Annotated in this window: 22 protein-coding genes; 19 read left to right on the plus strand and 3 right to left on the minus strand. The window is 67.8% G+C overall.

The window, feature by feature from the left end; translation table 11 throughout:
• The first annotated feature begins 155 nt into the window (after nt 1-155).
• Both VFY73_RS02425 and VFY73_RS02430 read left to right on the plus strand, forming a co-directional pair.
• Entirely contained in the window at nt 156-1,112 is a 957-nt protein-coding gene (locus tag VFY73_RS02425; RefSeq protein WP_329716311.1) for a hypothetical protein, read from the plus strand.
• Nucleotides 1,113-1,252: 140 nt separating this feature from the next.
• The gene (locus VFY73_RS02430; RefSeq protein WP_329716312.1) at nt 1,253-3,532 is read left to right on the plus strand and encodes a hypothetical protein; all 2,280 of its coding nucleotides are present in this window, start codon (nt 1,253-1,255) and stop codon (nt 3,530-3,532) included.
• On the opposite strand, the gene VFY73_RS02435 is transcribed toward VFY73_RS02430, so the two are convergent.
• A complete protein-coding gene (locus tag VFY73_RS02435; protein ID WP_329716313.1) occupies nt 3,460-3,888 on the minus strand; it encodes an SET domain-containing protein in 429 nt (142 codons plus the stop codon). The two genes, VFY73_RS02430 and VFY73_RS02435, sit on opposite strands and share 73 nt — an antisense overlap.
• A gap of 15 nt (nt 3,889-3,903) precedes the next feature.
• Complete coding sequence (gene queF, locus VFY73_RS02440; protein ID WP_329716314.1) at nt 3,904-4,335, minus strand: preQ(1) synthase; 432 nt, start codon at nt 4,333-4,335, stop codon at nt 3,904-3,906.
• Between the two features lie 233 nt (nt 4,336-4,568).
• On the opposite strand from queF, the gene smc reads away from it, so the two are divergent.
• The 14 genes from smc to VFY73_RS02510 are packed head-to-tail and all read left to right on the plus strand — an operon-like array spanning nt 4,569 to nt 21,204.
• Nucleotides 4,569-8,084, plus strand: coding sequence for a chromosome segregation protein SMC (gene smc / locus VFY73_RS02445; protein WP_329716315.1), 3,516 nt, complete (start codon nt 4,569-4,571; stop codon nt 8,082-8,084).
• Complete coding sequence (locus tag VFY73_RS02450; RefSeq protein ID WP_329716316.1) at nt 8,081-9,115, plus strand: cell division protein ZipA C-terminal FtsZ-binding domain-containing protein; 1,035 nt, start codon at nt 8,081-8,083, stop codon at nt 9,113-9,115. The genes smc and VFY73_RS02450 overlap by 4 nt, the downstream gene beginning before the upstream one ends.
• A 34-nt stretch (nt 9,116-9,149) precedes the next feature.
• A complete protein-coding gene (locus VFY73_RS02455) occupies nt 9,150-10,475 on the plus strand; it encodes a hemolysin family protein (protein WP_329716317.1) in 1,326 nt (441 codons plus the stop codon).
• A complete protein-coding gene (locus tag VFY73_RS02460; protein WP_329716318.1) occupies nt 10,462-11,679 on the plus strand; it encodes a GGDEF domain-containing protein in 1,218 nt (405 codons plus the stop codon). The genes VFY73_RS02455 and VFY73_RS02460 overlap by 14 nt, the downstream gene beginning before the upstream one ends.
• A gap of 35 nt (nt 11,680-11,714) precedes the next feature.
• Nucleotides 11,715-13,775, plus strand: coding sequence for an NAD-dependent DNA ligase LigA (gene ligA, locus VFY73_RS02465; protein WP_329716319.1), 2,061 nt, complete (start codon nt 11,715-11,717; stop codon nt 13,773-13,775).
• A gap of 39 nt (nt 13,776-13,814) precedes the next feature.
• Nucleotides 13,815-14,795, plus strand: coding sequence for a dialkylrecorsinol condensing enzyme (locus tag VFY73_RS02470; protein WP_329716320.1), 981 nt, complete (start codon nt 13,815-13,817; stop codon nt 14,793-14,795).
• Nucleotides 14,785-15,924 carry a beta-ketoacyl-ACP synthase III gene (locus VFY73_RS02475; RefSeq protein ID WP_329716321.1) on the plus strand — a complete coding sequence of 380 codons (1,140 nt, stop codon included), beginning with the start codon at nt 14,785-14,787 and terminating at the stop codon, nt 15,922-15,924. Before VFY73_RS02470 ends, VFY73_RS02475 begins: the two co-directional genes overlap by 11 nt.
• Nucleotides 15,924-16,319: a hypothetical protein gene (locus VFY73_RS02480; RefSeq protein WP_329716322.1), complete on the plus strand. Its 396-nt coding sequence runs from the start codon at nt 15,924-15,926 to the stop codon at nt 16,317-16,319. The genes VFY73_RS02475 and VFY73_RS02480 overlap by 1 nt, the downstream gene beginning before the upstream one ends.
• On the plus strand, nt 16,316-17,296 hold the full coding sequence (locus tag VFY73_RS02485; RefSeq protein ID WP_329716323.1) for a BtrH N-terminal domain-containing protein: 981 nt from the start codon (nt 16,316-16,318) through the stop codon (nt 17,294-17,296). Before VFY73_RS02480 ends, VFY73_RS02485 begins: the two co-directional genes overlap by 4 nt.
• Nucleotides 17,293-18,219: an ABC transporter ATP-binding protein gene (locus VFY73_RS02490; protein ID WP_329716324.1), complete on the plus strand. Its 927-nt coding sequence runs from the start codon at nt 17,293-17,295 to the stop codon at nt 18,217-18,219. Before VFY73_RS02485 ends, VFY73_RS02490 begins: the two co-directional genes overlap by 4 nt.
• Complete coding sequence (locus tag VFY73_RS02495) at nt 18,216-19,370, plus strand: ABC transporter permease (RefSeq protein ID WP_329716325.1); 1,155 nt, start codon at nt 18,216-18,218, stop codon at nt 19,368-19,370. The genes VFY73_RS02490 and VFY73_RS02495 overlap by 4 nt, the downstream gene beginning before the upstream one ends.
• Nucleotides 19,367-19,642 carry an acyl carrier protein gene (locus VFY73_RS02500; protein ID WP_329716326.1) on the plus strand — a complete coding sequence of 92 codons (276 nt, stop codon included), beginning with the start codon at nt 19,367-19,369 and terminating at the stop codon, nt 19,640-19,642. The genes VFY73_RS02495 and VFY73_RS02500 overlap by 4 nt, the downstream gene beginning before the upstream one ends.
• A 6-nt stretch (nt 19,643-19,648) precedes the next feature.
• Nucleotides 19,649-20,722: a beta-ketoacyl synthase N-terminal-like domain-containing protein gene (locus tag VFY73_RS02505; protein WP_329716327.1), complete on the plus strand. Its 1,074-nt coding sequence runs from the start codon at nt 19,649-19,651 to the stop codon at nt 20,720-20,722.
• Nucleotides 20,719-21,204 carry a hypothetical protein gene (locus tag VFY73_RS02510; protein WP_329716328.1) on the plus strand — a complete coding sequence of 162 codons (486 nt, stop codon included), beginning with the start codon at nt 20,719-20,721 and terminating at the stop codon, nt 21,202-21,204. The genes VFY73_RS02505 and VFY73_RS02510 overlap by 4 nt, the downstream gene beginning before the upstream one ends.
• A 134-nt stretch (nt 21,205-21,338) precedes the next feature.
• Here VFY73_RS02510 and VFY73_RS02515 read toward each other — a convergent pair whose 3' ends face one another.
• The gene (locus tag VFY73_RS02515) at nt 21,339-21,893 is read right to left on the minus strand and encodes a DUF1697 domain-containing protein (protein WP_329716329.1); all 555 of its coding nucleotides are present in this window, start codon (nt 21,891-21,893) and stop codon (nt 21,339-21,341) included.
• Nucleotides 21,894-22,007: 114 nt separating this feature from the next.
• Here VFY73_RS02515 and def point away from each other — a divergent pair, with 114 nt between their 5' ends.
• The 3 genes from def to VFY73_RS02530 all read left to right on the plus strand — a co-directional run.
• A complete protein-coding gene (gene def / locus VFY73_RS02520) occupies nt 22,008-22,559 on the plus strand; it encodes a peptide deformylase (RefSeq protein ID WP_329716330.1) in 552 nt (183 codons plus the stop codon).
• 90 nt (nt 22,560-22,649) lie between these two features.
• Entirely contained in the window at nt 22,650-24,710 is a 2,061-nt protein-coding gene (locus tag VFY73_RS02525) for a DUF6600 domain-containing protein (protein WP_329716331.1), read from the plus strand.
• 216 nt (nt 24,711-24,926) lie between these two features.
• The coding region (locus VFY73_RS02530; RefSeq protein ID WP_329716332.1) for a DUF5117 domain-containing protein at nt 24,927-26,270 on the plus strand (1,344 nt) is incomplete at its 3' end.

Raw genomic sequence — 26,270 nt, forward strand, 5'->3', positions numbered from 1 at the left:
CGCGCGGCCGCACCAGGCGCGCTGCGCCGACGGCGTCGCCGTCGATCCAACTTGCGTTGGATCAAGAAGGCGTCGGTTCGCACGCGCACAGTGCGCTCGGGGCCGCAGTGCGCCGATTTCCGGACTGCGCCGGTCCCGGTGCAAGGAGGATATCCATGAGATTCTTCAACCTCTCGGCGGTCAAGGCGGTCACCGGTCGAATTGCCGCAATGGCCATCCCCGTCACGGGCATGTGCCTCTTGGCCGCCGGCGGCGCCACGGCACAGTCCGAGACCTCGCTGTGGAATGGGTCGACCGAGCCGGCCGCGCTGTACGGCCACTGCGGTGTCAATTCGGCGATGGGCAGCAAGCTGGACACCCTGCAGTACGTGGGCGAAACCGTTCTCGATGTGCTGGCCATCAAGGTGCTGCGCTGCGACCACTTCACCGGAGGTGGAGGCTTCCACAAGAAGCCTTGCCCCAGCGGCAGCCCGTACGACTATTGCATGGAGGCCACCAACGACGGCCGGGGCAACTGGGTCGAGTTCGGTGTGCTCAAACTCAACACGCACACCGACCCTAACGCCTTGTATGAGGGGTGCCCGGCCGGGGCCGACCTGCAACCCAAGCTTGGGCTCATTCGCCCCGCCGGCAAAGACCCTCGAACCATCACCGGCATCGTCACGGTGGCGTGCACGGCCGCCACGGCGGCCAAGGAGGCGGCCCCAAAGGCGGTGGACTGCCCGAAGGGAAAGCACCCGTACAGCTACTGCGTCAGCACTCCGAACGATGGGCATGGCAATGCGGTGATGCTGGGCGCGTTGCACTACAAGGGTTCGGGCGATCCGCATGGCCTGTACGGCGAGTGCGATCAGCAGGCGAAGCCAGGCTTCACGTCGAAGGCGTCGGTGCTGCCGCTGATGGGCAAGTCGATGCAGAACGTGCGCTCGATCGACCTGCTGTCCTGCTGTGTTCCGTGGGGATGCGGTGGCGGCTTTCCCACGGAGTTGCACGTCGGGGCTTGTGTGAATAACCCGTGGGTGAACCCCGCGGTGGCCGGCCGCTACGACTACTGCATCTGGGGCACCGATGCGCGCAATACCGGCATCGTGCTCGGCATCAGCGGCGAGTGAAGCTGCGGAAAGGTCAGGGCACCATGAAGACGAACGCGAATCCCGACACGACACACCCAGCCACGAAACGTGCCGTCTGCCCGCCGCCCGAGGTGTCAAAGGCAGGCGCCGTGGCTGCCGCGGTAGGCATGGCGTGGGCCATGGCCGCTGTGGCGGCGCTGGCGCCGCAGGTGGCGGTGGCAAAAGCCAGCCCGGTCGAGCTGTCCGACATTGCCGCAGGCATTGGCGGCTTCATCATGAACGGCCAAGGCGGCATCGAGCTCAGCGGCATCAGCGTGGCAGGTGCCGGCGATGTCAATGGCGACGGCCGCGGCGACCTGATCGTCGGCGCCACTAATGCCACCGCCCAGGGGCGCAAATACGCGGGGCGCAGCTACGTGGTCTTCGGTACCACCGAGACCACCGCCATCGATCTGTCGCAGATCTCCGCGGGTATCGGCGGCTTCGCGATGATCGGCCAGTTCGCGTTCGACGGCAGCGGCTTCAGCGTCGCGGGCGCCGGCGATGTCAACGGCGACGGGCTGGCCGATCTGGTCGTCGGGGCACCGGCGGGTGATCTGCCCGGGCGCTGCTTCGTGGTCTTCGGCAAGACCGGGACCGGGCGCGTCGATCTCGCGGCCGTGGCCGCCGGCAGCGGCGGCTTCGTGATCAACGGCCGGGCGCCCAGAGACCTCACCGGCATCAGCGTGGCCGGCGCGGGCGATGTCAATGGGGACGGCCTGGCCGACCTGATCGTCGGGGCTTCGTGGGAGGGGCCGGCCGGGCGCAGCTACGTCGTCTTTGGCCAGACCGGTACCACCCCGATCGACCTCTCGGCGGTTGCCGAGGGCAACGGTGGCTTCGCCATCAACGGCGAATTCGACGGCGACGAGAGTGGTCGCGGCGTGGCGGGGGCCGGCGACGTCGACGGCGACGGCCTGGCCGACCTGATCGTCGGCGCGCGCTATGGCGATACGCCGGGCGGTGACTCGGCCGGCCGCAGCTACGTGGTGCTCGGCAAGGCCGGCACCGAGCCTGTCGAGCTTTCGGCCATCAGCGCCGGCACCGGGGGCTTCGTCATCAACGGCGACATGGCGGTGGGCTTGAGCGGCATCAGCGTGGCGGGCGCCGGTGACGTGAACGGCGACGGGCTGGCTGATCTGCTGGTCGGCGCATCCGGCGACTTCCCCGGCAGCCATGCGGTCGGTCGCAGCTACGTGGTCTTCGGCAAGACCGACACCGCGGCGGTCGAGTTGTCGGCGATCTCGGCCGGGGTTGGCGGCTTCGTCATGATCGGCAAGCGCGCAGGCGACTACAGCGGCGGCAGTGTGGCGGGCGCGGGCGATGTCAATGGGGACGGCCTGGCCGACTTGCTCATCGGTGCCGCGGAAAGCGACCCGCCAGGCCGTTTCACCGCCGGGCGCAGCTACGTCGTCTACGGCCGGACCGAGACCTCGGCCATACAGCTCTCGGCCATCGCCGGGGGGACGGGGGGCTTCGTCATCAACGGCCAGTCGGCGATGGACCTCAGCGGGCGAAGCGTGGCCGGCGCCGGGGACGTGAACGGCGACGGCCTGGCCGACCTGATCGTCGGCGCGCCGGGGAACTCAGCGCCTGGGCGCAGCTACGTGATCTTCGGCTCGACCACCGGAGCGTTCATCGATACTGAGGTTGACCAGCTCGGCGGTGCCTGCGATGACACGCTGACCGGCAGCTCGAAGACCGACGTGCTGGTCGGCGGCGCGGGCAACGACACCCACCTTGGCAACGGCGGCGCGGACGTGCTCTACGGCGGCCCCGGCGACGACGTGTTTGTCCTGGATGCCGGCAACCTGCGGGCGCTGCGGGCCGACTTTGGCGCCGGTGGCAACAGCAGGCACCTGGCGCGCGTGGACGGCGGCACCGGGGTCGACACGCTGCGCCTGTCGGGCGCGAACTTGAACCTCGATCTTGGCAGGGTCGCCGACCAAGGCGGCAGCACCTCGGGCAGCGCCTCTCGCCTGGAGTCGATCGAGCGCATCGACCTGACCGGCAGCGGAGACAACACCCTTGCGCTGGGTGTGAACGACGTTCACGACATGGCCGGCATGAACCTCATCAACAAGGGCACCCAGGCCGCGCTCGGCTGGAGCAACGGCACCTACAGCTTCACCGCGACGGTCAGGCGCCACCAGTTGGTCGTCGATGGCAATGCCGGCGACGTGGCCGTGCTCACGAAGAACGGCAGCCGTTGGACCGACATGGGCACCGCGATCAACCGCGGCATCACCTACACCGTGTACAACAGCAAGGCCGGACGTGCGCAGGTGCTGGTGGCCAACGACATCACGCGCCTGACGATGCCGGCGCATGGTGTGACCGCCGCCACTCACAGCCGCCCCGTGCACCCCGGCGCGCCGCAGCGGCAGGTGAGCCGCCCTTCGTGGTGGGTCTCGCCGTAGTCGACGGTGATCTCTTCGCCCGGCTCGATGTTGCGCAAGGCGTAGAACTCGATGCGACCTTCGTGCACGCGCAGCTGGCCGTTGGGCTGGCAGCTGTGGTTGGTGAAACGCATGGGGTCGGTCGACTTGGCCAGGTCGATCGCCTTCTTCGACGAGATCTCGACGATCATGATGCGCTCGAGCATCGCTGCGCGCCGGCGCGCCTCGGAGATGGTGATCGATTCACCGCGCACTTCGCCGATCTTGTGCCACTTTGGCACGGGCTCCAGCGCAAAGACGCCGAAGCCGTCGATCGGGCTGCGGCGCACGGCCACCTCGAACTTCTGATAGGGCGGGTGGCCGGCGAGTGCGCCCATGTCGCTCGGCCTGGCTCAGCCTCGTAGGCCGGTTTCGGCGGCGTGGGCCGGCATCGTGACCACCGGTTCCGGCTTCCAGCCCTTCTTGCGGTGCTCGGCCACCACGTTGGTGTAGATGCCGCCGCGCACGTACCACTTGGCGGTGATGCGGGCATAGCGCGGCTTCGTGACCTCGACGATCTTGGTCAGGATGTCGTTGGTCACCTTCTCGTGGAACGCGCCTTCATTGCGGAAGCTCCACATGTACATCTTCAGGCTCTTCAGCTCGATGCACAGCTTGTCGCAGACCATGTCGATCGTGAAGTGCGCGAAGTCGGGCTGGCCGGTCAGCGGGCAGTGGCAGGTGAACTCGGGGATCTGGAACTGGATCACGTAGTCCCGCTCGGGTGCCGGGTTGGGGAACACGAACAGTTCCTTCGACGGGGCGGTGGGCGGGTTCGGCGGCATCGGGCGCTGCTTCGGTTCAGCAGCGGGGGGCGTTGTGGTTTTGGATGCGGTACGGGCCATGGCGGCGTCGGCGGCCGCAAGCGGCAGCGGCTGAGGGTTCGGAGAAGGGCGCGATGGTATCATCCCGGCCACTTTTGCGGCCTGGTTCTGGCCAAAATCCACTGATAAATCAATGACTTAGAGCGAAGGCTCAGCGGCTGCGGCCGGCCCTTCGCCCGGCCCTATTCCCCTTCATGCGGCTCAACCAGATCAAGCTGTCCGGCTTCAAGTCCTTCGCCGAGCCGACCACCTTCCAGCTGCCCGGCCAGCGGGTCGGCGTGGTTGGCCCGAATGGTTGCGGCAAGTCCAACATCATGGATGCGGTGCGCTGGGTGCTGGGCGAATCGAAAGCCAGCGAACTGCGCGGCGAGTCAATGCAAGACGTGATCTTCAACGGCTCGGGCAACCGCAAGCCGTCGAGCCGCGCCAGCGTCGAGCTCGTCTTCAGCAACGAAGACGGCCGTGCCGGCGGCTCGTGGAACCAGTACAGCGAAATCGCCGTCAAGCGCGTGCTGACGCGCGACGGCACCTCCAGCTACTTCATCAACAACCAGCCGGTGCGTCGCCGCGACGTGCAGGACGTGTTCCTCGGCACCGGCCTGGGGCCCCGCGCCTACGCCATCATCGGCCAGGGCACGATCAGCCGGATCATCGAGTCGAAGCCCGAGGAACTGCGCCTGTTCCTCGAAGAAGCCGCCGGTGTCTCCAAGTACAAGGAACGTCGCCGCGAGACCGAGCACCGGTTGAAGGACACGCGCGAGAACCTGACCCGCGTCGACGACATCCTGCGCGAGCTGAACGCCAACCTCGACAAGCTCGAACGCCAGGCCGAGATCGCCTCGCAGTACCGCGGCCTGCAAGAGCAGGGCACGCTGAAGCTGCACCAGCTGTGGTTCCTGAAGCACCGCGACGCCGCGGCAGAAGAAGAGCGTGTCAAGCTGGCGTCGCTCGAAGCGACCAACGCACTGGAAGCGCGCCTGGCCGAGTTGCGCCACGTCGAAGCCGAGCTCGAAACGGTGCGCCAGGCGCACTACGCGGCGTCGGACGCACTGCATGCGAAGCAGGGCGACCTGGCCCAGGCGCAACTCGAAGTGAGCCGCCTCGAAGAGCGCATTCGCTACGTCGTCGAGGGCCGCCAGCGCGCCGAAGCCCGTCTGGCCGACCTGCAGGCGCAGAACGCGCAATGGGCGTCGCGCAAGGAAGACGCCGAAGTCGAGCTGGAGACGATCGCCGAGCAGATTGCCGCCGCCGAAGAGCAGGCCGAGATCCTGGCCGCGCAGGCCGAAGAGCAATCGATGTCGGCACCGAGCTTCGAAGACGGTGTGCGCGCCGCCCAGGCCAAGGCCAACGAGCAGCGCACCCACGTCACGCAGGTCCAGCAGCAGATCCAGGTGCTGGCGGCCGAAAGCCGCAACATCGACGAGCAGACCCGCACACTGCGCACCCGCCGCGAGCGCCTGGCCGCCGAGCGCCAGGGCCTGGCTGCGCCGGACATGGACCGCCTCGCGCAGCTGAAGGAAGACAGCGAAGCCGCCGATGCCGCGCGCGACGAAGCCGACGCTCGCCTGCACGAGCTGAGCGACGAGGTGCCACTGCTCGACGAGCAACGCCGCACCCAGCACGACACCGTCAACCGCGAATCGGCCAAACAATCTGACCTGACGGCCCGCCTGGACGCGCTGCGTGCACTGCAAGAGAAGGTGCAGACCGAAGGCAAGCTCAAACCCTGGCTCGCCAAACACGGGCTGGATGGGCTGCAAGGCCTGTGGACCAAGATCCACATCGAGCCAGGCTGGGAGGTGGCGCTCGAATCGGCGCTGCGCGAACGGCTGAACGCGCTGTCGGTCGGCCGGCTGGACATCGTGCGCGCCTTTGCCGCCGATGCGCCGCCCGCGAAGCTGGCCTTCTACTCGCTGCCGCAAGCGGCGATCGCCAACACCCACCAGACGCTGCCGCGCCTGTCCGACCTGCTGCGCCTGAACGACGCTGGCATGAAGGCGCTGCTGAACGACTGGTTGGAGGGCGTCTACACCGCGGCCAATCTCGACGAAGCGCTGGCCCAGCGCAGCCAGCTGACGCACGGCGAGATCATCATGACCCGCGAGGGCCACGCGGTGTCACAGTTCGCGGTGGCGTTCTACGCGCCAGATTCCGAACAGGCCGGCATGCTGGCCCGCGCGCAGGAGATCGAGAGCCTGGAGCGGCAGAGCCGCGCGCAGGCGCTGATCGCCGACGAAGCGCGCACCGCGTTGGTTCGCCATGAGGCGGCCTACACCGAAGCCTCGCAGCGCCTGGTGGTGGCGCGCCGCGAGGCCGGCGAAACCCAGACCCGCGCGCACCAGCTGCACGTGCAACTGCTGCAACTCAGCCAGCAGGCCGAAGCCGCCAGCTCGCGTCGCAGCCAGCTCGAAGACGAACTGGCCGAGATCGACGGCCAGATGGAGGAGCTCTCCGAGCGTCGCGTCACCGGCGAGGCCCGTTTCGAAGAGCTGGACATGCAGCTGGCCAACACGCAGGAGCGCCACGCCGAACTGGAAGAGGCGGTGATCCAGGCCGAACGGCGCCTGAACGACGCGCGTGAACAGCTGCGCTCGCTCGAGCGCCAGGCGCAGGAGGCACAGTTCCAGGCCCGCGCATTGGCCGCCCGCCGCGGCGAACTGCAGCGGGCGATCGAGACCGCCGCGAGCCAGGTGCAAGCCAATGCCCAGGCCGGCGAGCAGCTGCAGCTTGAACTCGGCAGCTTCAACGACCAGGCGGCGCAGGCCGGCCTGCAGGACGCACTGGCGATCAAGCTGGAAAAGGAAGAGGCGCTCGCCGCCACGCGCAGCGAGTACGACGATCTGTCGGCCAAGCTGCGTGCGGCCGACGAGCAGCGCCTGCAGTTCGAACGCAGCCTCGATCCGCTGCGCGAGCGCATCACCAAGCTGCAGCTGGAAACGCAAGCGGCCCAGTTGGGCGGCGCGCAGTACATGGAGCAGTTGACCGCAGCCGAGGTCAACCTCGAAGCGCTGGCGCAGACGATCGCCGACGGCAACGTCAAGCTCTGGGGCCTGCAGGGCGAGATCGACCGGATCAACCGCGATGTCGCCGCCCTCGGCGCCGTCAACCTGGCGGCATTGGACGAGCTCACCGCGGCGCGTGAGCGCAAGACCTTCCTCGATGCGCAGAACGCCGACCTGAACGACGCGATCAAGACGCTGGAAGACGCGATCCACAAGATCGACCTGGAAACGCGCGACCTGCTGTCGACGACCTTCAACCAGGTCAACGAAGGCTTCGGCCGCATGTTCCCCAGCCTGTTCGGCGGTGGTCAGGCCAAGCTGATCATGACCGGTGACGAGATCCTCGACTCCGGCGTGCAGGTGATGGCGCAACCCCCGGGCAAGAAGAACTCGACCATCCACCTGCTGTCGGGCGGCGAGAAGGCGCTGACCGCGATCGCGCTGGTGTTCGCGATCTTCCTGCTGAACCCTGCGCCGTTCTGCCTGCTGGACGAAGTGGACGCGCCGCTGGACGACGCCAACACCGAGCGTTACGCCAAGCTGGTCAGCGAGATGTCCAGGGGCACGCAGTTCCTGTTCATCTCGCACAACAAGATTGCGATGGAAATGGCCGAGCAACTGATCGGCGTGACGATGCAGGAGCAGGGCGTATCGCGCATCGTGGCCGTCGACATGGAAGCGGCGGTTGGCATGGTGGAGGCCGCATGACCCTCACCGTGGCATTGGCGATGTTGGCTGGCCTGGTGCTGATGGCCGTGGTGGTGCATGGCGCGTGGACGGCACGACGCGAAGCGCCCCGGTTGCCGCAGGCGCCGGCCGGCGCCGAAACGGCGTCGCGCATGGAGCCGACGCTGACCGGTCAGCATGAGCCGGACCTGGGCGATTCGCGGCCGCTGCCGACGGCCATCCCGCGCCGCCAGGCCCGTGTCGACGCGCTGATCGATGCGATCGCCACCGTCACGCCCGAGTCGCCGATCACCGGCGAGCTGGCGCTTCAGAACCTTCCCGGCAGCCGCCGCGCCGGCACCAAGCCCTTTCACATCGAGGGCCTGAATGCCGAGACCGGCGAGTGGGAAATGCCCCGTGCCGGCCAACGCTATGGCGAATTCCAGGCCGGCCTGCAGATGGCCAATCGCCACGGGGCCGTCAACGAGATCGAGTACTCCGAGTTCGTGCAGAAGATCGAGACCTTTGCCGAGGCTCTGAGCGCGGCGGTGGACTTCCCAGACATGCTGGACGCGGTGGCACGGGCCCGCGAACTGGACACCTTCGCGAGCCAGCACGATGCGCAGCTGACGGCGGTCCTGCGAGCCAACTCGATCGCCTGGTCGGTCGGCTACATCCAACAGGCGGCCAGCCGCCACGGCTTCGTGCCGGGCTCGGTGCCGGGGCGGTTGGTGCTGCCGGGGGCCGAAGAAGGCGTGCCGCCGGTGCTGATCCTGGCCTTCGACCCGCAGGTGGCGCTGTCCGATGACCCGGGCCACGCCGCGCTGCGCGAGCTCAGCCTGAGCCTGGACGTGCCGCAGACGCTCGAATCCGCCGAACCCTTTGCCGCTTGGCAGCACTGTGCTCGCCGTCTGGCTGACGACCTGGACGCCACGCTGGTCGACGACCAGGCCAACCCGATCACGCTGCACGCCTTTGCGGCCATCGGACAGGAGCTGGACCGCCTCTACCGCGCACTCGAATCGCGCGACTTGGCTGCTGGCAGCCCGGCGGCACGCCGCCTGTTCAGCTGATCGAAAAACAGTGTGAAGGCCGTATGCTGACGGCATGGCCACCGACCTGTTGCTCATCGCGCTGCTGATCGCAGGCGCAGCCTTCTTCTCGGTTGCGGAGATTTCGATGGCGGCTGCGCGCCGGCTTCGACTGCGCCGGCTGGCCGATGAAGGCGAGGCCCGTGCCGCGCGCGTGATCGCGGTGCAGGAAGCGCCGGGCCACTACTTCACGGTGGTCCAGATCGGGCTCAACATGGTTGCCATCCTCGGCGGCATCGTCGGCGAAGGGGCGTTGACGCCGCACTTCGCCGCGCTTCTCGGTCTGGCGTTGGCGCCCGAGCAGGCACAGACGATGGGTTTCGCGCTCTCGTTCCTGACCATCACCTCGCTGTTCATCGTGCTGGCCGATCTGGTGCCGCGTCGCCTCGGCATGAACGACCCGGAGCAGTTGGCGATGCGCACCGTCGGCCCGATGAGCTTGCTGACCAGGCTGTTGAAGCCGCTGGTTTGGGTCTTCAACGGCCTGTCGGACACCTTGTCGCGCCTGCTCGGCTTGCCACTGAAGCGCGACGACCGGGTGACTCACCACGACATCCTGGCTTTGACGGCTGCTGGCACCCTGGCCGGTGCGGTCGCGACTGAAGAGCAGCAGGTGATCGAGAACGTCTTCGAGCTTGACACTCGCACCGTCGAGACCGCGATGACGACGCGCGAACGCGTGGTCTACCTGTCGATGGACGACGACGACACCTTGCTGCGCAACCGGGTGGCCGAAGCGCCGCACTCGACCTACCTGGTTTGCGGCGAAGGCATCGACGAGATCCTGGGCTACATCGACGCGACCGACCTGTTCCAGCGTGTGCTCCTGGGGCAACCGATGAGCCTGCGTGCCTGCGCCGATTCAGGCCTGGTGAAGAAGGTGCTGATCGTGCCGGACCGGTTGACGCTGGCCGAGATGCTGACGCAGTTTCGCCAAGCCCATGAAGACTTTGCCGTCATCGTCAACGAGTACAGCCTGGTCGTCGGGGTCATCACGCTGAACGACGTGATGAGCACGGTGATGGGAGCAATGGTCGTGCCACACGACGAAGAGCAGATCATCCGGCGCGACGATGGCAGCTTTCTTGCCGACGGCAGCACACCGGTGCCTGATTTGCAACGTGCGCTGTCAATCGACGATTGGCCGCAACCGGGCCAATACGACACGCTGGCGGGGTTTCTGATGGTGATGCTTCGCCGTATTCCCAAGCGAACCGACCATGTGGTCTGGCAAGGCTGGCGATTCGAGGTGATGGACGTGGACCGCTACCGAGTGGATCAGGTGATGATTGCGCGCCATACGCCGGTGGCCGGGCCCGCAGGCATGCATGAATCGACCTGACGACGGATTTTCCGAGAAGGCGCTGGCGCAGCGGGATCCTGCGGTATCGATCGCGGCGCCGGATCAGCCTGCGCCGGACAACTCTGCGGCGCGGAACTGGGAACAGCGGCTGTCGGGCTGGATCTTCACCAACGACCCGCGACAGCGCATCCGGCTGGGCCAGACCGCGCTGGCCAACGCGATCATGGCCGGCTGCGTGATGCTGTTGCACGCCGGCGCTGACGTGAACAGTCCCGAACACCGCTGGGTCTGGCCGTGGACCATCGCCGCACTGGGCGGCATGCTGGCAGTGTTTGCGGCAATTCGCAGCGGGATCAACCAGCAGTGGCGTGATCCGTCGCTGGCGATGTTCCAGATGTTGTACGCAGTGGCAATCGCGGCCGGCGGCTACGTGCTCGCTGGCCCGGTGCGCAGCGCCGCGTTGCCGATTCTTGCTGTCATTTTGATGTTCGGCATGTTCGGCCTGTCGGTACGCCAGGTCGTCGCCGTGGGGGTCTACGCGGCCGTGATGTTCGGCGCAGCGTCGTTCTACTGGATCCGGCGCGATGCCGGCGATCCCGCCGTGTTGACTTTCGAAAAGGTCAACTTCGGCATGCTGCTGCTGATGTTGATGGGTGTCTGCATCCTGACCTCGCGACTGGCTGGCATGCGCGAGCGCAGCAAGCGTCAGAAGGCCGCGCTCGAAGCAGCGCTCGAGCAGAACCGCATGCTTGCGACCCAGGACGCACTGACCGGCTGCCTGAATCGCCGAGCGATGACTGAGCGGCTGGGCCAGGCGATGGCGCTGGCGGCGAGATTCGGCACGCCATGCAGCGTGATCATGATCGACCTCGACCACTTCAAGCACGTCAACGACGCCTACGGCCACGCCGCAGGTGACGAGGTGCTGCGTACCGTGGCGGAACTGGCCCGTGCCCAGCTGCGCGACGTCGATGCGCTGGGCCGCTGGGGCGGTGAGGAGTTCCTGGTCTTGCTGCCGGCTACGTCCGCCCAGGACGCGATCGCGTGTGCCGAGCGTTTGCAGAAGAAGCTCGCCGAGGTGCGCTTCCCGAACATCGCCGAGGACCTGCATTTGAGCTTCTCGGCCGGCGTCGCTGCCATTGGTCGCGACGATGGCGTGGCCACGCTCATCGACCGTGCCGACCGCGCGATGTACCAGGCCAAACAGGCGGGTCGGGCGAGAGTGGTACCCGCTGAAGGTTGAGATCGAGGTCGGCGGCGCTGCGTAAACTTCGCCGCATGCCCGAATCCGCCGATCAAGCCAAAGCCGCCAAGCGCGCCGCCGAACTGCGCGCCCAACTGAACCACCACGCCCACCTCTACTACGTGCTCGACGCGCCGGAACTGCCGGACGCCGAGTACGACAAGCTGTTCCGGGAACTGGAGGCGATCGAGGCGGCGCACCCCGAGCTGCGCACGGCGGATTCACCCACCCAGCGGGTGATCGGCCAGGTGCTGCCGGGCCTGGTGCCGGTGAAGCACACCGTGCCGATGCTCAGCATCCGCACCGAGACCGACACAACCGCCGGTGGGGCCGAGGCGTTCGATGCCCGGGTGCGACGTGAGCTGGGCCTGGCAGAAGGCGATCCGCCGATCGAGTACGCCGCCGAGTTGAAGTTCGACGGTTTGGCCATCAACCTTCGCTACGAAGACGGGGTCTTGGTGCAGGCCGCCACGCGCGGCGACGGTGAGACTGGCGAGGATGTGACCCACAACATCCGCACGATCGGCCAGATCCCGCTGCGGTTGATCGGCAAGACCCCGCCGCCGGTGCTGGAGGTGCGCGGCGAGGTCTACATGCGGCGCGACGACTTCGAGCGGCTGAACGAGCGCCAGCGCGAGAAGGGCGGCAAGACCTTCATCAACCCGCGCAACACAGCGGCCGGTGCCGTGCGCCAGCTGGACAACCGTTCGCTGGCCGACAAGAAGCTGAGCTTCTTCGCCTATGGGCTGGGCGACGTTCAGGGCTGGGAGCGGCCACCGACGCACAGCGCCATCCTCGACGCGATCGCGGCATTTGGCCTGCCGGTCAATGCTGATCGCACCGTGGCGCAGGGTTGCGCCGGTCTGGTCGAATTCCATCAGCGTATCGCCGAGAAGCGCGATGCCTTGCCGTTCGACATCGACGGCGTGGTCTACAAGGTCAACGACCGTGCGCTGCAGCAAAAACTCGGCTTCGTCTCGCGTGAGCCGCGCTGGGCCGTGGCGCACAAGTACCCGGCGCAAGAGCAGATGACGCGGGTGCTGGGCATCGACATCCAGGTGGGGCGCACCGGCAAGCTGACGCCGGTGGCCAAGCTGGAGCCGGTGTTCGTCGGCGGCACGACGGTCAGCAACGCGACGCTGCACAACGAAGACGAAACCCGCCGCAAGGACGTGCGCATCGGCGACACGGTGATCGTGCGCCGCGCTGGCGACGTGATTCCCGAGGTGGTGGGCATCGTGGCCGACAAGCGCCCGGCGGATGTCGGCGAGCCGTTCGACCTGTACAAGCGCCTGCACGGCAAGTGCCCCGTCTGCGCCAGCCCGATCGAGCGCGAGGAAGGCGGGGCCGACTGGCGCTGCACCGGCGGCATCACCTGCCCGGCGCAACGCAAGCAGGCGCTGCTGCACTTCGCCGGCCGCCGCGCGATGGACATCGAGGGCCTGGGCGACAAGCTGGTCGACCAACTGGTGGACGGCGCCATCGTGAAGACCGTTCCCGACCTCTACCGCCTTGGCCTGGCCAACCTGATGGCGCTGGAGCGCATGGGCGAGAAGAGCGCGCAGAACCTGCTGGCCGGCATCGAGAAGAGCAAGTCGACGACATTGAGCCGTTTTCTCTACAGCCTTGGCATTCGACAGGTCGGCGAGACGACCGCCAAGGACCTGGCGCGCCACTTCGGCAACATCGACCGGCTGATGGATGCGCGGTTGGAAGAGCTGTTGGAGGTCACCGATGTCGGCCCGATCGTCGCCGAGAGCATCCGTCACTTCTTTGACCAGCCGCACCACCGCGAAGTGGTTGAGCAGCTGCGTGCGGCCGGCGTGCGCTGGCCCGATCAGGAAGGCACCGCCAACGATGCGCCGCGGCCGCTGCTGGGCAAGACGCTGGTGCTGACCGGCACCTTGCCCAGCTTGAGCCGTGACGAGGCCAAGGAGATGATCGAGGCCGCCGGCGGCAAGGTCAGCGGCTCGGTGTCGAAGAAGACCACCTACGTCGTGGCTGGCGAAGAAGCCGGCAGCAAGCTGGACAAGGCCCGCGAACTAGGGGTGACCGTGCTGGATGAGGCAGGACTGCGGGGATTGTTGGAGGAATAGTCGCGATAATCCGCAGCTTTGCCAGCTCCAGCGTTCCTCGTGATTTCCGGCCTGCCGCCTGCCCAGACGACCTCGAAGAAGATCCTCGTCGTCCAGTACTCCCAGACGGGCCAGTTGCAGGCCGTGGCGGATGAGCTGCTGGCGCCGTTGCGCGCTGACAGCCGTTTCGAGATCCATACCGAAACGCTGGCGCCACTGAAACCATTCCCGTTTCCGTGGCCGTTTTTCCGTTTCTTCGATGCGTTTCCGGAATCGGCGCACATGGTGCCGCCGCCGCTGAAGCCGCTGTCGTTGACCGGCGACGAGCGTTTCGACCTCGTGATCCTGCCGTACCAGGTGTGGTTTCTCGCCCCGTCGCAGCCCGTCACGGCTTTCCTGAAGGATCCGGCTGTTCGTCGGGTGTTGCATGGCACACCGGTGGTCACGCTGATCGCCTGCCGAAACATGTGGCTGCTGGCGCAGGAAAAACTCAAGTCGCTGCTGGCCGATGCCGGAGCACGCCTGATCGACAACGTGGTGTTGACGGACCCCGGCCCGACGCTGGCGACCTTCATCACCACGCCACGCTGGCTGCTCAGCGGCCGCAAAGGGCCGATCTGGGGCATGTCGGCGGCCGGGCTGAACGAGGGGCAGATCCGCGGGGCGCGCCGGTTTGGGCTGGCACTGCGCGATGCGTTGGCGGCAGACCGCGAGCGTGGCACCGCGCCGCTGCTGGCCGGCCTGGGCGCTGTGCAGGTCGATCCGAAGCTGTATGCCAGCGAGAAGGCCGGCAGCCGCAGTTTTTACCTTTGGGGCCATCTGCTGCGCGCGGCCGGCGCACCCGGCAGTTGGCAGCGCGTGCCGCTCCTGGCCTTGTACGTGACTTTCCTGGTTACCGCGATCATCGCGGTGGTTCCGCTGAGCCTGGCCGTGCAGGCCTTGCTGCGGCCTTTCATGGGCCGTTGGCTGGCCGACATCCAGCAGCGTTTCGAGCAGCCCTCGGGCTCGTCGACGGAACGATGTGCGCTTTATGACCAATAGTGTTTACGTGACGCGCACCAGCGCGTTCCTGCCGTTCGCGCCCGTCGGCAACGAAGAGATCGAGGACGTGCTGGGCCGCGTCGGCGGCAAGCCTTCCCGCGCGCGCCGGCTGGTGCTGCGCAGCAACGGCATCCAGTCGCGCCATTACGCGATCGACCGGGCGACCGGCGAGCCGGCGATGAGCAATGCCCAGCTGACTGCGGCTGCGATCCGCGGCTTGGGCGATGTGGGCCGTGTCGATTGCCTGGCCACCGGCACCTCGCTGCCCGACCAGTTGATGCCTAACCACGCAGTGATGGTGCATGGTGAACTGGGCTGGCCGCGGCTGGAGGTGGTCTCGTGCGCAGGCATCTGCCTGGCCGGCACCGCGGCGCTCAAGCACGCATGGCTGACGGTGCGCTGCGGTGACGCACGGCGCGCAGTGGCCACCGGCTCCGAACTGGCCTCGCCGGTGCTGCTGGCGCGCCACTTCGAAGCGGAGCTTGAGCACAAGTTGCAGGCGCTGGAGCGCCAGCCCGAGATTGCCTTCGAGAAGGACTTTCTGCGCTGGATGCTGTCGGACGGCGCCGGTGCCGTGCTGCTCGAAAACGAGCCCCGCGGCCCGCTGTCCCTGCGCATCGACTGGATCGAGCTGTCGTCGGCCGCCCACGAGCTGCCCACTTGCATGTACGCCGGCGCCGAAAAGGGTGACGACGGCCAGCTGCGCGGCTGGCTCAGCTTCACGCCCGATCAGTGGCGGACGCAGTCGGTGTTTGCGGTGAAGCAGGACGTGAAGTTGCTCAACACGAACATCATCCAGGCCGCCGGGTTGGCCCCGCTGGCCGACCTGATGAAGAAGCGCCATCTGCGCGCCGAGAACATCGACTGGTTCCTGCCGCACCTTTCGTCCCAGTTCTTCATTCAGCCAACCGAGCAGGGGCTGGCCGAGCTGGGCTTTTCAATCCCGCGCGAGCGTTGGTTCACCAACCTGACGAGCAAGGGCAACACCGGCTCGGCTTCGCCTTACATCATGCTCGACGAGCTGTTCCGCTCGGGCCGTATCAAGCCAGGCCACAGGCTGCTGATGTACGTGCCCGAGAGCGGGCGCTTTTCCAGCGGGTTCGTACACATGGAGGCGGTGGCCGGCTGATGGATGCGAACAATGTGCCGCAGGAGGGCAACGCGACGCTGGGTGGCCAGCGCAAGGCCATCTACGCCCGCGACGAGAACGGCAAACTGACGATCGTGGCTTCGCGCGGCTGGGAGGTCGAAGAGATCGTCACTCGGCAGGCGGTGGACGCAATGGCGCAGCAGGCCGAAGTGTCCCGCGAGCGCGTGCTCGCAGGCCTCGCGTCGCCACTCGAATACTGGATGCACGCCCAGCGCATGGACGTGGCGCTGCTGGCCCAAAGCAGTGGCTTCTGGCAATGGCGGGTGCGCCGCCATCTCAAGCCGCAGGGGTTCTCCCGCTTGAGTGAAGCCCAGCTGGGCCGTTATGCGCAGGCACTGGGCCTGGCGACGGCAGCACTGCGCAAGTTGCCATGAACTTCGACCACCGCCACGCGGCGCACTGCGAAAGCGGCGTCGTCGCCAACCTTCTGCGCCACCATGGCCTGCCGATGTCCGAGAGCCTGGCTTTCGGCTTGGCAGGGGCCTTGTCGTTTGCCTACCTGCCGTTCATCAAGGTTTCGGGCCAGCCGGTCGTGGCCTACCGGGCACTGCCGCGCGCCATCATCCGCGGCATGAAAGCACCATTCGATGCGCACTTCCGCTTCGAGAGCTTCCGCAGTGAGGCGGCGGGCCAACAAAGGCTTGATGCGTTGCTGGCCGAAGGGCACGTCGTCGGTCTGCAGACCTCGGTCTATTGGCTGCCGTATTTCCCGCCGGACATGCGCTTTCACTTCAATGCTCACAATCTGCTGGTCTACGGCAAGGACGGCGACGACTACCTGATCAGCGACCCGGTCTTCGAGCACCCGGTGCGTTGCCCGTCCGCCGACCTGGCGCGTGCGCGTTTCGCCAAGGGCGCCCTCGCGCCGAAGGGCCTGCTGTATTACCCGCAGCGTATCGAGCGCCAGTCGGTCCAGCCGGCGGCCGTGCGCCGGGCCATTGCGCGCAACTGCCGGCACATGCTGGCGCCAGTTCCGATCGCCGGCGTGCGCGGCATGCGCTTTCTGGCCGGACGGCTCGAGCGGCTACCGGCCGCCGAGCCGGCGACGGCGGCGCTGATCGGCCACATCGTGCGCATGCAGGAAGAGATCGGCACTGGCGGCGCGGGCTTTCGTTTCATCTACGCTGCCTTCCTGCAGGAAGCGGCGGCGTTGGCCGAGCGGCCAGTGCTGGCCAGCTTTGCGGACCGGCTGACCGAGATCGGCGACGGCTGGCGCGGCTTCGCATTGAAGGCCGCGCGCATGGTCAAAGCTCGCGAGCCGGTCGCACCACCGGCCATTGCTGCACTGCTGCGCGACCTTGCCCTGCGCGAGGAGGCATTCTTCCGTGAGCTGAAAACTGCCGTGCAATGACGCTGTCGATCGAGCGGCTACGCCACCGCTACGCGGGTTCGCCGCGCTCTGCGCTCGACGGCGTCAGTCTGCAAGCCGAGCGTGGTGCCGTGTTGGGCCTGTTGGGGCCGAACGGCGCCGGCAAGACGACCTTGATCTCGTTGCTGGCCGGCGTGCTGCCGCTGCAAGAGGGCACCATCCTGGTTGACGGCGAGCCGCTGTTGGCGCTGCGTGCGCGCAAGCCGACTCACATGGCGGTGGCGCCTCAGGAGTACGCCTTCTACCCCACGCTCAGCGTGCGCGAGAACCTCGCCACCTTCGCGTCAGTCTGTCGATTGCCGGCGGCGCGCGCCCGCGCCCGCATCGAGGCCTGCCTGGCCTTCGCCCAGTTGGAGCGCTTCGCCTCGACGCGCGCCGAGCGTCTGTCGGGCGGCTTGAAGCGACGCTTGAACCTGGCCATTGCGCTGTTGGCCGAGCCGGGCGTGATCCTGTTCGACGAGCCGACGGTGGGCGTCGATCCGCAGTCGAGGGCCTTCATCCTCGACACGATCCGCGACTTGGCCCGGCAGGGCGCGACGGTGGTCTACACCTCGCACTACATGGACGAGATCGAGGCCATCGCTGACCGCGTGGTCATCATCGACCATGGCCAGGTGCTGCGCGCCGGTCCCTTGGCCGAGCTGCTGGCACAGGACGCGACCCAGCTGACGGTGATGGCCGACGGCATCACGACCGAGGCGCTGCTGGCATTGCTCGGGCGTATCGGGCCGGTCGAGAGGCGCGGTGAGCGCTGCAGCGTCGAACTGGGGCGCACCCCGGCCTCGGCCGTGTTTGCCGCACTCGAGGCGGCCGGTGCCCACGTCCGCCATGCCGAACTGGGCCGGCAGAACCTGGAAGAGCTCTTCATGGCGCTGACCCACCGCTCGCTGCGGGACGACGCGTGATCGCCGGCCTGGTCCGCAAGGAGCTATTGACGCTGGTGCGCGACCCGCACGGCCTGGCGGCGCTGTTTCTGATGCCGCTGGTCTTCATCGTCGTGATGTCGCTGGCGCTGAAAGACGTCTACCGCCCGCCGCTGCGCACGATGGCCTACTCGATCGACGTGCGCGACGAGGGTGAACCAGCGCGCACGTTGGCTGCGCTCTGGGCGCGCGATCATGGGGCAGCCCAGCCCATGCCGGCCGATGCGGCCGCGCCATTGCGTGCCGGGACGCTGAAGTACCTGCTGGTCTTGCAGCCCGGCCTGTCCGACGAATTGAAGAAGCCGGCGTTGCCGACCGAGCCGCTGCTCGAACTGCGCGTCGAGCCTGGCATGGACGCAGGCCTGCTTGCCGCGCTGACAGCCGACCTGACCGGCCTGGCCGGCGAGATGAAGGCCCGCCTCGCGCTGGCCCGCCTGGGCCCCGAGCCGCCGGCGGATGCCTCAATGGCCCGGCTGATCGATGCGCATCGGCTGGACACCCAAGGGCCGCGCCCCAGCGCCGTGCAGCAGAATGTGCCGGCTTGGCTGGTGTTCGGCATGTTCTTCGTCGTCGCTTCGCTGGCCAACCTGCTGGTGCAGGAACGCGCCAGCGGGACGCTCGCGCGGCTGCGCACCCTGGGCGTGCCGACCTGGGCGCTGCTGCTGTCCAAGACCTGGCCTTACCTCGCGGTGAACCTGCTGCAAGCCGCGCTGATGCTCGCGGTGGGCGTGTGGCTGATGCCGCTGCTCGGCGGTGAAGGGCTGTCGCTGGCCGGCATCGACTGGGGCGCGCTGCTGGTGGCCATCGGCGCTGTCAGCCTCGCCGCCGTCGGCATGGGCCTGGCCCTGGCCGGCGCGGTGCGAACCCACGCGCAGGCCAGCGCCGTGGGGCCAATCGCCAACATCCTGATGGCGGCCATCGGCGGCATCATGGTGCCCAAGTTCGTGATGCCGGCCTTCATGCAGCGCCTGGCCGAATGGTCGCCGATGAACTGGGGCCTCGAGGCGTTGCTTCAGGTCCTGATGCGCGGCGGTGACGTCGCTGCTGTCGCGCGGCTGACTTGGCCATTGCTCGCTTTCGCCGCGCTGATGTTTGCGCTGGCCGTTGTCCTGATCCACCCTCGCGCAAGATGACTCCGATCGAACTGGCCGCTGAGCTGAAGACCCTCGTCCTCGAGGCCGCCGAGAAGCAGTCGCCGGCGGGCGGCCTGTCGGACGACGAACCGCTGTTCGGCCCCGACGCGCGGCTGGACCTTGACTCGCTCGACGCGCTGCAGGTCTCGATGGCGATCCAGGCCCGCTTTGGCGTGCGTATGGCCGACAGCAAGGAAACCCGCCGGGCGCTGGGCTCGATCTCGCGACTGGCCGAGTACCTTGCCGCCCAGTTGGCGACCGGGCAGCGATAGACGCCGATGGATGCCCCGGTGTTCATCACGGGCCGCGGCCTGGCTTGCGGGCTCGCGCCAACGCTCGAGGCGGCATTGGCGGCCTTGGCCGGCGGCGGCGTTGTACCGCAACGGCTCGGCCTTGCGGGCGGCTTTGGCTGCCCCTACTTTGCGATCGACAACGACTCGCAGACGCCATGGAGCGACCGTGCGCAACACTGGGTTCGGCAGGTCGCAGGCGAATGCGGCGCGCTCGACGGCGATCGGCGCGGCGCCTTGTTCATCGCTTCGTCGTCGATGGACATCGGTGCCCGTGAAGACAGCGGTGAGTTCGACGGCAGCTTCGACGACTTCACCCAGCATGTGGCCGCCTGGCTCGGTTGGCAAGGGCCGGCCTACAGCGTCAGCACGGCTTGTACCTCGGGGTTGAATGCGCTGCTGTCTGCGCAGGCGCTGGTGAGTCAGGGGCTGTTGCCCGACGCGCTGGTAATGGGGATCGAGCTGCGCAGCCGTGTCACACCGGGTGGCTTTCTTGGCATGCAGCTGCTGGCGGCCGAGCGCGCCCGACCGATGGGGTTGGGGCGTGATGGCATGGTGTTGGGCGAAGCCGTCGCGGCCCTTCATCTGACGCGCCGTCCGGCCCGCTGGCGCCTGGCCGGTGGCGCCAACCATGTCGACGGCCGGGATGCCGCGGGCGCGGCGCTCGGCGCGGTCGAGTCGACCTGTTGCGAGGCTTTGCTGCGCAGCGCCGTCACGGCGGACGACATCGGGCTGGTCAAGCTGCAGGCTGCCGGCAGTCCCGCGAACGACGCCACCGAAATTCAGGCCTTGCACCGTGTGTTCGGCGCCCGGATGCCGCCGCTGATGAGCCTCAAAGCCAGCATCGGCCACACCCTGGGCGCCGCCGGCGTGGCCGAGCTGGCGTTGCTGACGGGGTGCCTCGAAAACGGAGCCTGGCCCTCGGTGGACGGCGAGGTCGACCCGGCGCTTGGGGCCAAGCTGGCCAGCCACCCGCCTCGAACCGCCCGTCACCTGCTGGCGAACATCTTTGGATTCGGCGGTGGACACGCTGCGGTGGTGCTCGAGGACATGCAGGCATGACGGCGTGGCGTGAAAGGGCGCGTTTCGTGGCCGATCCGCTGCCCGCCGATTGGCGTGAGCAGCTCGTGCAGCGTTTGGGCCTGCGGCCGCGCCGACTCGGGCCCTGGGCCGAGCTGGCGCTGTATGGCGCCCGCGAATGCCTGGCGCTGGCCGGCGAAACGGCGCTGCCGCAGGGCGCCGTCTTGCGACTGGCCAGTTTCGGCGGCCCGCGCAGCGCCACCCGCTCGATCGCCTCGCAGGCGGCCGAAGGTTTGCCGATGCCGTTCGCATTCATGCAGAGCCAGGCCAGTCACACCTTGGCGGCGTTGAGCGAGCACCTCGCGTGGCGCGGCGATGCGCGTTTCGTGCTGCAGCGCGATCGGTCGGCGTTGCAGGACCTGGCCGAGCTGGAAGCCATGGCAGCCGGTGCCACGGGCCTGCTGTTCGGCTGGGTCGAGGAAGACCTGTCGACCGATTGGCGCTGGCTCGTGCCGGCGGACTGAGCTCGCGAGCTACTTGTACTTCGTCGTCGCACCGAGCCGTTGGCCCGCGGCCGAGTCTTCGATCAATACCGTCAAGCCGAAGAAGGCCCAGGCCGCCGTGGCGGTGCGCAAATTCGCCTCGATCGCAGGCGGGGTCAGTTCTTGGCGGCTTCGAGCATCGCGCCGATCTTCAGCACGGTCGCCCAGTTGCGGGTGGTGACTTCGTCGCGCAAGGCCTTATCCAGCGCGACGGCTGTCTTGCTGGCCAGGATGCCCTCGGTGCACGACAGGTAGCCGGCGTGGCGGCCGGCGGCGAACAAGTCGGGCGACCAGTCCTGTGACGCCAGCTTTTCGACGCCCGCGCGTGCGGTCGCGTTGCGCCACACGGCGACCAGGAACCGCGACGGATCGCTCACCCGGTCCAGCAGCGGGTTGTCGGCCAACAGTTCGGCCCATTGCGATGCATCGAGCACCGTCAGCTTGGCGCTGAAGCCGAACGCGTCGGGCAATGCCGCTTCGATGCGTCTTGCCGCGGCGGCGGGGTTGCCCGTCGGGCCGCGGAAGACCACGTTGCCGCTGTTCAGCAGCGTCTTCACGTCGGTGTAGCCCAGCGACTCGACCAATGCCTTCAGCTCGGCCATCGGGACGCGCTTGGCTTTGCCGACGTTGATGCCGCGCAGCAGGCCGACATAGGTGGTGGAAGCGGTCATCAGAGTGAGGTCTTGTGGAATCGCCAAGTCGGCGAGGGTACCAACGCCGCGCTGCGCTGTCATGATCCTGACGCATCCCATAATGCCCACTTTCCATGCACGAGAAGGCAGGCCATGGCGGTGCGAGAGATCCTGAAGATGGGCGATCCGCGTTTGCTGCGTGTGGCGCCGCCCGTCGCCGCATTCGGCACGCCCGAGCTGCGGTCGCTGGTCCAAGATATGTTTGACACGATGGCCGCGGCGCAAGGTGCTGGCCTGGCGGCCCCGCAGATCGGCGTCGACCTTCAATTGGTGATCTTCGGTTTCGATCGCAACGAACGTTATCCGGATGCGACGCCGGTGCCCAAGACGGTGCTGCTGAACCCGTTGATCACGCCACTGCCGGAGGCCGATGGCCTGCTCGCCGAGGAAGAAGGTTGGGAAGGCTGCCTGTCGGTGCCAGGCCTGCGAGGCGTCGTGCCGCGATTTCGGCGCATCCGCTACACCGGCGTCGACGAAATGGGGCGCCCGATCGAGCGCGAAGCCGAAGGCTTTCATGCCCGGGTGGTGCAACATGAGTGCGACCATCTGATCGGCCGGCTGTACCCGACCCGGATGCGAGACCTGACCCGGTTGGGCTTCACCAGTGTCCTGTTTCCCGATCTGGACCCGGCCAGCGACGATTAATCTTCGCCGGTTACATGCCGGCAACACTGTGACGTCAGCCGAATCCGCCCGCCCCGCGTTGTGGTTTTGGAAGAGTCTGGAGATAGACGCATGAACATTTGGAAACATCGGCTGGCCTTCGCCGCTCGCGGGCTGGCGGCGGCTTTGGTGGCCGGGGGCCTGGGTTTGGCAGCCATGGGGGCCCGTGCCGAAGACGATCCGCCAGGGCGCGTCGGCCGGCTGGCCGACATGAAGGGCCAGGTCTGGCTGCTGGAAGAAGGCCAGGGCGAATGGCAGGCGGCGGTCAACAACCGTCCGATCACCACCGCCGACCGCGTCGCGACCGACCGAGATTCGCGCGTCGAGTTGCAGATCGGCTCCACCATCATCCGGATCGACCAGGGCAGCGATCTCGAAATCAACCGCCTGGACGACGAACGCATCGAGTTGACGCTGCATGACGGCGCTGCGGCGGTGCGTGTGCGCGAGCCCGAAGTGGCCCGCGAAATTCTGATCACCACCGCCGAAGGGCGCTTCCAACCCCGCTCGGCCGGCCTGTACCGGATCGACCACGGGGAGCGCGGCAGCATGGCCGGCGCGACCCAAGGTGAGCTGGACTTCGAATCCGCCGACAGCCAGCTGTCGCTGCGGGCCGGCCAGCGCGCCGAGCTGTGGCTGGACCCGAACGACAAGCGCACCCACTACAACTGGTCGACCCCGGCCAATGACGACTTCGAGCAATGGGTGCGCAGCGACGACGCGCGCGACGAACGCTACGCAGCCCAGCGCCCGGTGTCGCCGGAAATGACGGGTGCCGAAGACCTGGACCGCAACGGCCAATGGGGCAAGCATCCGGAGTACGGTGCCATCTGGTACCCGACCACGGTGGCCGTCGGCTGGGCCCCGTACCGCCATGGCCGCTGGGCCTGGGTGCGCCCCTGGGGCTGGACCTGGGTCGACGAAGCTCCCTGGGGTTTCGCGCCTTTCCACTACGGGCGCTGGGTGCACTGGGGCGGCCGCTGGTGCTGGGCACCGGGCACCTACGTGCGTCGGCCGGTCTATGCCCCGGCGATGGTGGCGTGGGTTGGTGGTTCGAACTTCAGCATGTCGATCCGCGTTGGCGGCGGCCAGCCGGTGGGTTGGGTTCCGCTGGCGCCGCGTGAGCAGTACTACCCGGCCTATCGCCACTCCCACGTCCACATCAAGCAGGTCAACATCACCCACGTAACGGTGATCAACAACGTGCGTCCGGCGCGGCCGATCATGTACCGCAACACCGGCGTGGCTGGCGGCGTGACGGTCGTCTCCTCCGATGTGCTGACCCGGCGCCAGGCCGTCCACGCCGCTGCACGACCGGCCGATGCGGATGTGGTGCGTGCACTGCACAAGCAGCGCGGCGTGACGCAAGTGGCGCCGCCGACGCCGGCCAATGCCTCGCTGGCACCGCGCCAGGCCGTTCAGCCTGGCCGCGCCGCCCGCACGCCCCCGCCGCCGCGTGTCGGGGCGCTGGCGACGCGTGAAGCACAGGCTGACGGCAAGGATGTGGGTGGCCGCCCGATGGGCAGCCGGCCGGACGGTGCAGGCAACAACCGCCCCGATGGCGTGGGCAATGCTGCGCCAACGGCGCGCCCTGCGTCGCCTGGCGCTGCTCGCCCGCAAGCCGGTGCCGGCCACGACGATGACCGGTCGCCGAACGGCCATGGTCCTGCGGCGGCCAACCGCCCGCCTGCTGGACAGCCCGACAACGCGCGGCCGCGCGTCGCTCGCCCGCCGATGACCGGGGCGCCGACCCATGCGCCGAACGTCCAGCGCGAGCCGGGGCAGGTGGTCCCGCAGGCGAGGCGCGAGAACGACGCCCCGGGTTTGCCTCAGCAGCGCGAGCAGCGCGAGCAGCGTGACCAGCGTGACCAGCGTGACCAGCGTCGCGAGGCGCCGGGGTTTCAGAATCAGAACCCGCGCGAGCGTGACCAACGCGAAACACGTGAAGTGCCGGGCTTCCAGCAGCGCGAAGCGCCGCGTGCAGTCCAGCCTGCGCCACAGCCGCACCCCGCCCCGCGCGAACGCCAGGTCGAACATCGCCAACCCGAGCGGCAACAGCAGGAACGACCGCAAGAACGCCGGCGGGAGCACAAAGAGAACGATCGTCGAGATGGAGCGAACTCACTGAACTGAAATTGGTCGAACCCAGCGGCTGCGTGCCACTGGCGGACCGCGTCGTGATCGGAATCTTCCTGATCGGCGCGGCGCCCGCGTGAGGGCACAATCGTTTCACGCCCAGCCGTCGCGGCATCGAGCAATCGGTGCCGCGACGTTCTTTCTTCGGCTCCTGCTTGTCGCCGCGTCGGCTGTCGTCGCGGTCTTCGTTCGGTTCTCCACCTGCTGCTCTACATGTTCGACCCGATTTCGCGTGCACGCGCCGGCCTGGCGCTTACATCGAGCAGCCTGCTGCTGAGCCTGATGGCCTGTTCGGCGGTGCCCCCGGCGCCGACGCCGGCGCCGGTCACCAACTCGGCGACGCCGAATGAGGCTGCGCCCGCCAGCACAGGCTCGTCGATCCCCGGGGCACCGATCGCAGCGCCGTCAGCCCCCAAGCCGGGAGGCGCGGCGAGCGCGCCGGCGCCAGCGGGAGCGCCGCCGGCGTTTGCCACGGTGATCAAGGGCGCCAAGCGCATCGACGGCCTCCTGCCGTTGTGGCAGAGGGACGAAAAGGTCTGGTTCGAGCTGAAGCCTGACGACTTCAACAAGCCGCTGTTCCTGTCGCCCAAGCTCTCGCATGGCATTGGCGAGCAAGCCATATTCGGCGGCAGCATGCTGGGCCTGCAGTACGGCGGCCGGCCGCAGATCGTCGAGTTCCGCCGGGTTCACAACCAGGTGATGCTGGTGGCGCGCAACGAACGCTACATGGCGCCCGCGGGGTCGCCCGAAGCGCGCTCGGTGGCGAACGCGTTCTCCGACAGCCTGCTCGGCAGTGCGCCGGTGGCCAGCCAGCCGCAGGCCGAGACCAAGGCGATCCTGGTCGAGGCGAACCCGATTTTCGTGGCCGACCTGATGGGCCTGGGCATCAACCTGCAGCGTACCTACCGCCAGAACTACGGCTTCGATGCCCGCAATTCGGCCTTCACGCAGGTGCGCAGCGAGCCCGATGTGGTCACGCTCGAACTGAACCTGCACTTCAGCACGGGCAGCTTGTCCAGCCCCGCGCCGGGTGCACCGAGTGCGGCGCCGGTGCCCATTCTGCCGAGCACGCTGCCCGATCCGCGCAGCATGTTTCTCGGCCTGCACTATTCGCTCGCCGCCTTGCCGGCAAAGCCGATGACGCCGCGCCGCGCCGACCCCCGCATCGGCTACTTCACCACCATGGTGCTGGACTTCGGCCACGACACCGTGCGCACGCCAAACCGGCATTACGTGCGCCGCTGGCGCCTGGAGAAGAAGGACCCGACGGCGACGCTGTCGGAACCGGTCAAGCCCATCACCTTCTGGCTCGACCGCGATGTGCCGGCCCGCTACCGCGACTCGATCAGCCGCGGTGTGCTCGCCTGGAATGCCGCCTTTGAACGCATTGGTTTCAAGAACGCCCTGGTCGTGCAGCAGCAGCCGGACGATGCCAAGTTCGATACGCTGGACATGCGCTACGCGTCGATTCGATGGATGACCAATGCCGACCCGGCCTTCGGAGCGATCGGGCCCAGCCACGTCGACCCCCGCACCGGGGAGATCCTGGACGCCGAC

Source organism: Ideonella sp. (genome assembly GCF_036277275.1).
Taxonomy (GTDB): Bacteria; Pseudomonadota; Gammaproteobacteria; order Burkholderiales; family Burkholderiaceae_C; genus Ideonella.

What these genes read in the sequence shown, in the direction of transcription:
- VFY73_RS02425 (WP_329716311.1), top strand. Translation starts at nt 156, where the DNA reads ATGAGATTCTTCAACCTCTCGGCGGTCAAGGCGGTCACCGGTCGAATT.
- VFY73_RS02430 (WP_329716312.1), top strand. Translation starts at nt 1,253, where the DNA reads ATGGCCGCTGTGGCGGCGCTGGCGCCGCAGGTGGCGGTGGCAAAAGCC.
- VFY73_RS02435 (WP_329716313.1), bottom strand. Translation starts at nt 3,888, where the DNA reads ATGGGCGCACTCGCCGGCCACCCGCCCTATCAGAAGTTCGAGGTGGCC.
- queF (WP_329716314.1), bottom strand. Translation starts at nt 4,335, where the DNA reads ATGCCGCCGAACCCGCCCACCGCCCCGTCGAAGGAACTGTTCGTGTTC.
- smc (WP_329716315.1), top strand. Translation starts at nt 4,569, where the DNA reads ATGCGGCTCAACCAGATCAAGCTGTCCGGCTTCAAGTCCTTCGCCGAG.
- VFY73_RS02450 (WP_329716316.1), top strand. Translation starts at nt 8,081, where the DNA reads ATGACCCTCACCGTGGCATTGGCGATGTTGGCTGGCCTGGTGCTGATG.
- VFY73_RS02455 (WP_329716317.1), top strand. Translation starts at nt 9,150, where the DNA reads ATGGCCACCGACCTGTTGCTCATCGCGCTGCTGATCGCAGGCGCAGCC.
- VFY73_RS02460 (WP_329716318.1), top strand. Translation starts at nt 10,462, where the DNA reads ATGAATCGACCTGACGACGGATTTTCCGAGAAGGCGCTGGCGCAGCGG.
- ligA (WP_329716319.1), top strand. Translation starts at nt 11,715, where the DNA reads ATGCCCGAATCCGCCGATCAAGCCAAAGCCGCCAAGCGCGCCGCCGAA.
- VFY73_RS02475 (WP_329716321.1), top strand. Translation starts at nt 14,785, where the DNA reads ATGACCAATAGTGTTTACGTGACGCGCACCAGCGCGTTCCTGCCGTTC.
- VFY73_RS02480 (WP_329716322.1), top strand. Translation starts at nt 15,924, where the DNA reads ATGGATGCGAACAATGTGCCGCAGGAGGGCAACGCGACGCTGGGTGGC.
- VFY73_RS02485 (WP_329716323.1), top strand. Translation starts at nt 16,316, where the DNA reads ATGAACTTCGACCACCGCCACGCGGCGCACTGCGAAAGCGGCGTCGTC.
- VFY73_RS02490 (WP_329716324.1), top strand. Translation starts at nt 17,293, where the DNA reads ATGACGCTGTCGATCGAGCGGCTACGCCACCGCTACGCGGGTTCGCCG.
- VFY73_RS02500 (WP_329716326.1), top strand. Translation starts at nt 19,367, where the DNA reads ATGACTCCGATCGAACTGGCCGCTGAGCTGAAGACCCTCGTCCTCGAG.
- VFY73_RS02505 (WP_329716327.1), top strand. Translation starts at nt 19,649, where the DNA reads ATGGATGCCCCGGTGTTCATCACGGGCCGCGGCCTGGCTTGCGGGCTC.
- VFY73_RS02510 (WP_329716328.1), top strand. Translation starts at nt 20,719, where the DNA reads ATGACGGCGTGGCGTGAAAGGGCGCGTTTCGTGGCCGATCCGCTGCCC.
- VFY73_RS02515 (WP_329716329.1), bottom strand. Translation starts at nt 21,893, where the DNA reads ATGACCGCTTCCACCACCTATGTCGGCCTGCTGCGCGGCATCAACGTC.
- def (WP_329716330.1), top strand. Translation starts at nt 22,008, where the DNA reads ATGGCGGTGCGAGAGATCCTGAAGATGGGCGATCCGCGTTTGCTGCGT.
- VFY73_RS02525 (WP_329716331.1), top strand. Translation starts at nt 22,650, where the DNA reads ATGAACATTTGGAAACATCGGCTGGCCTTCGCCGCTCGCGGGCTGGCG.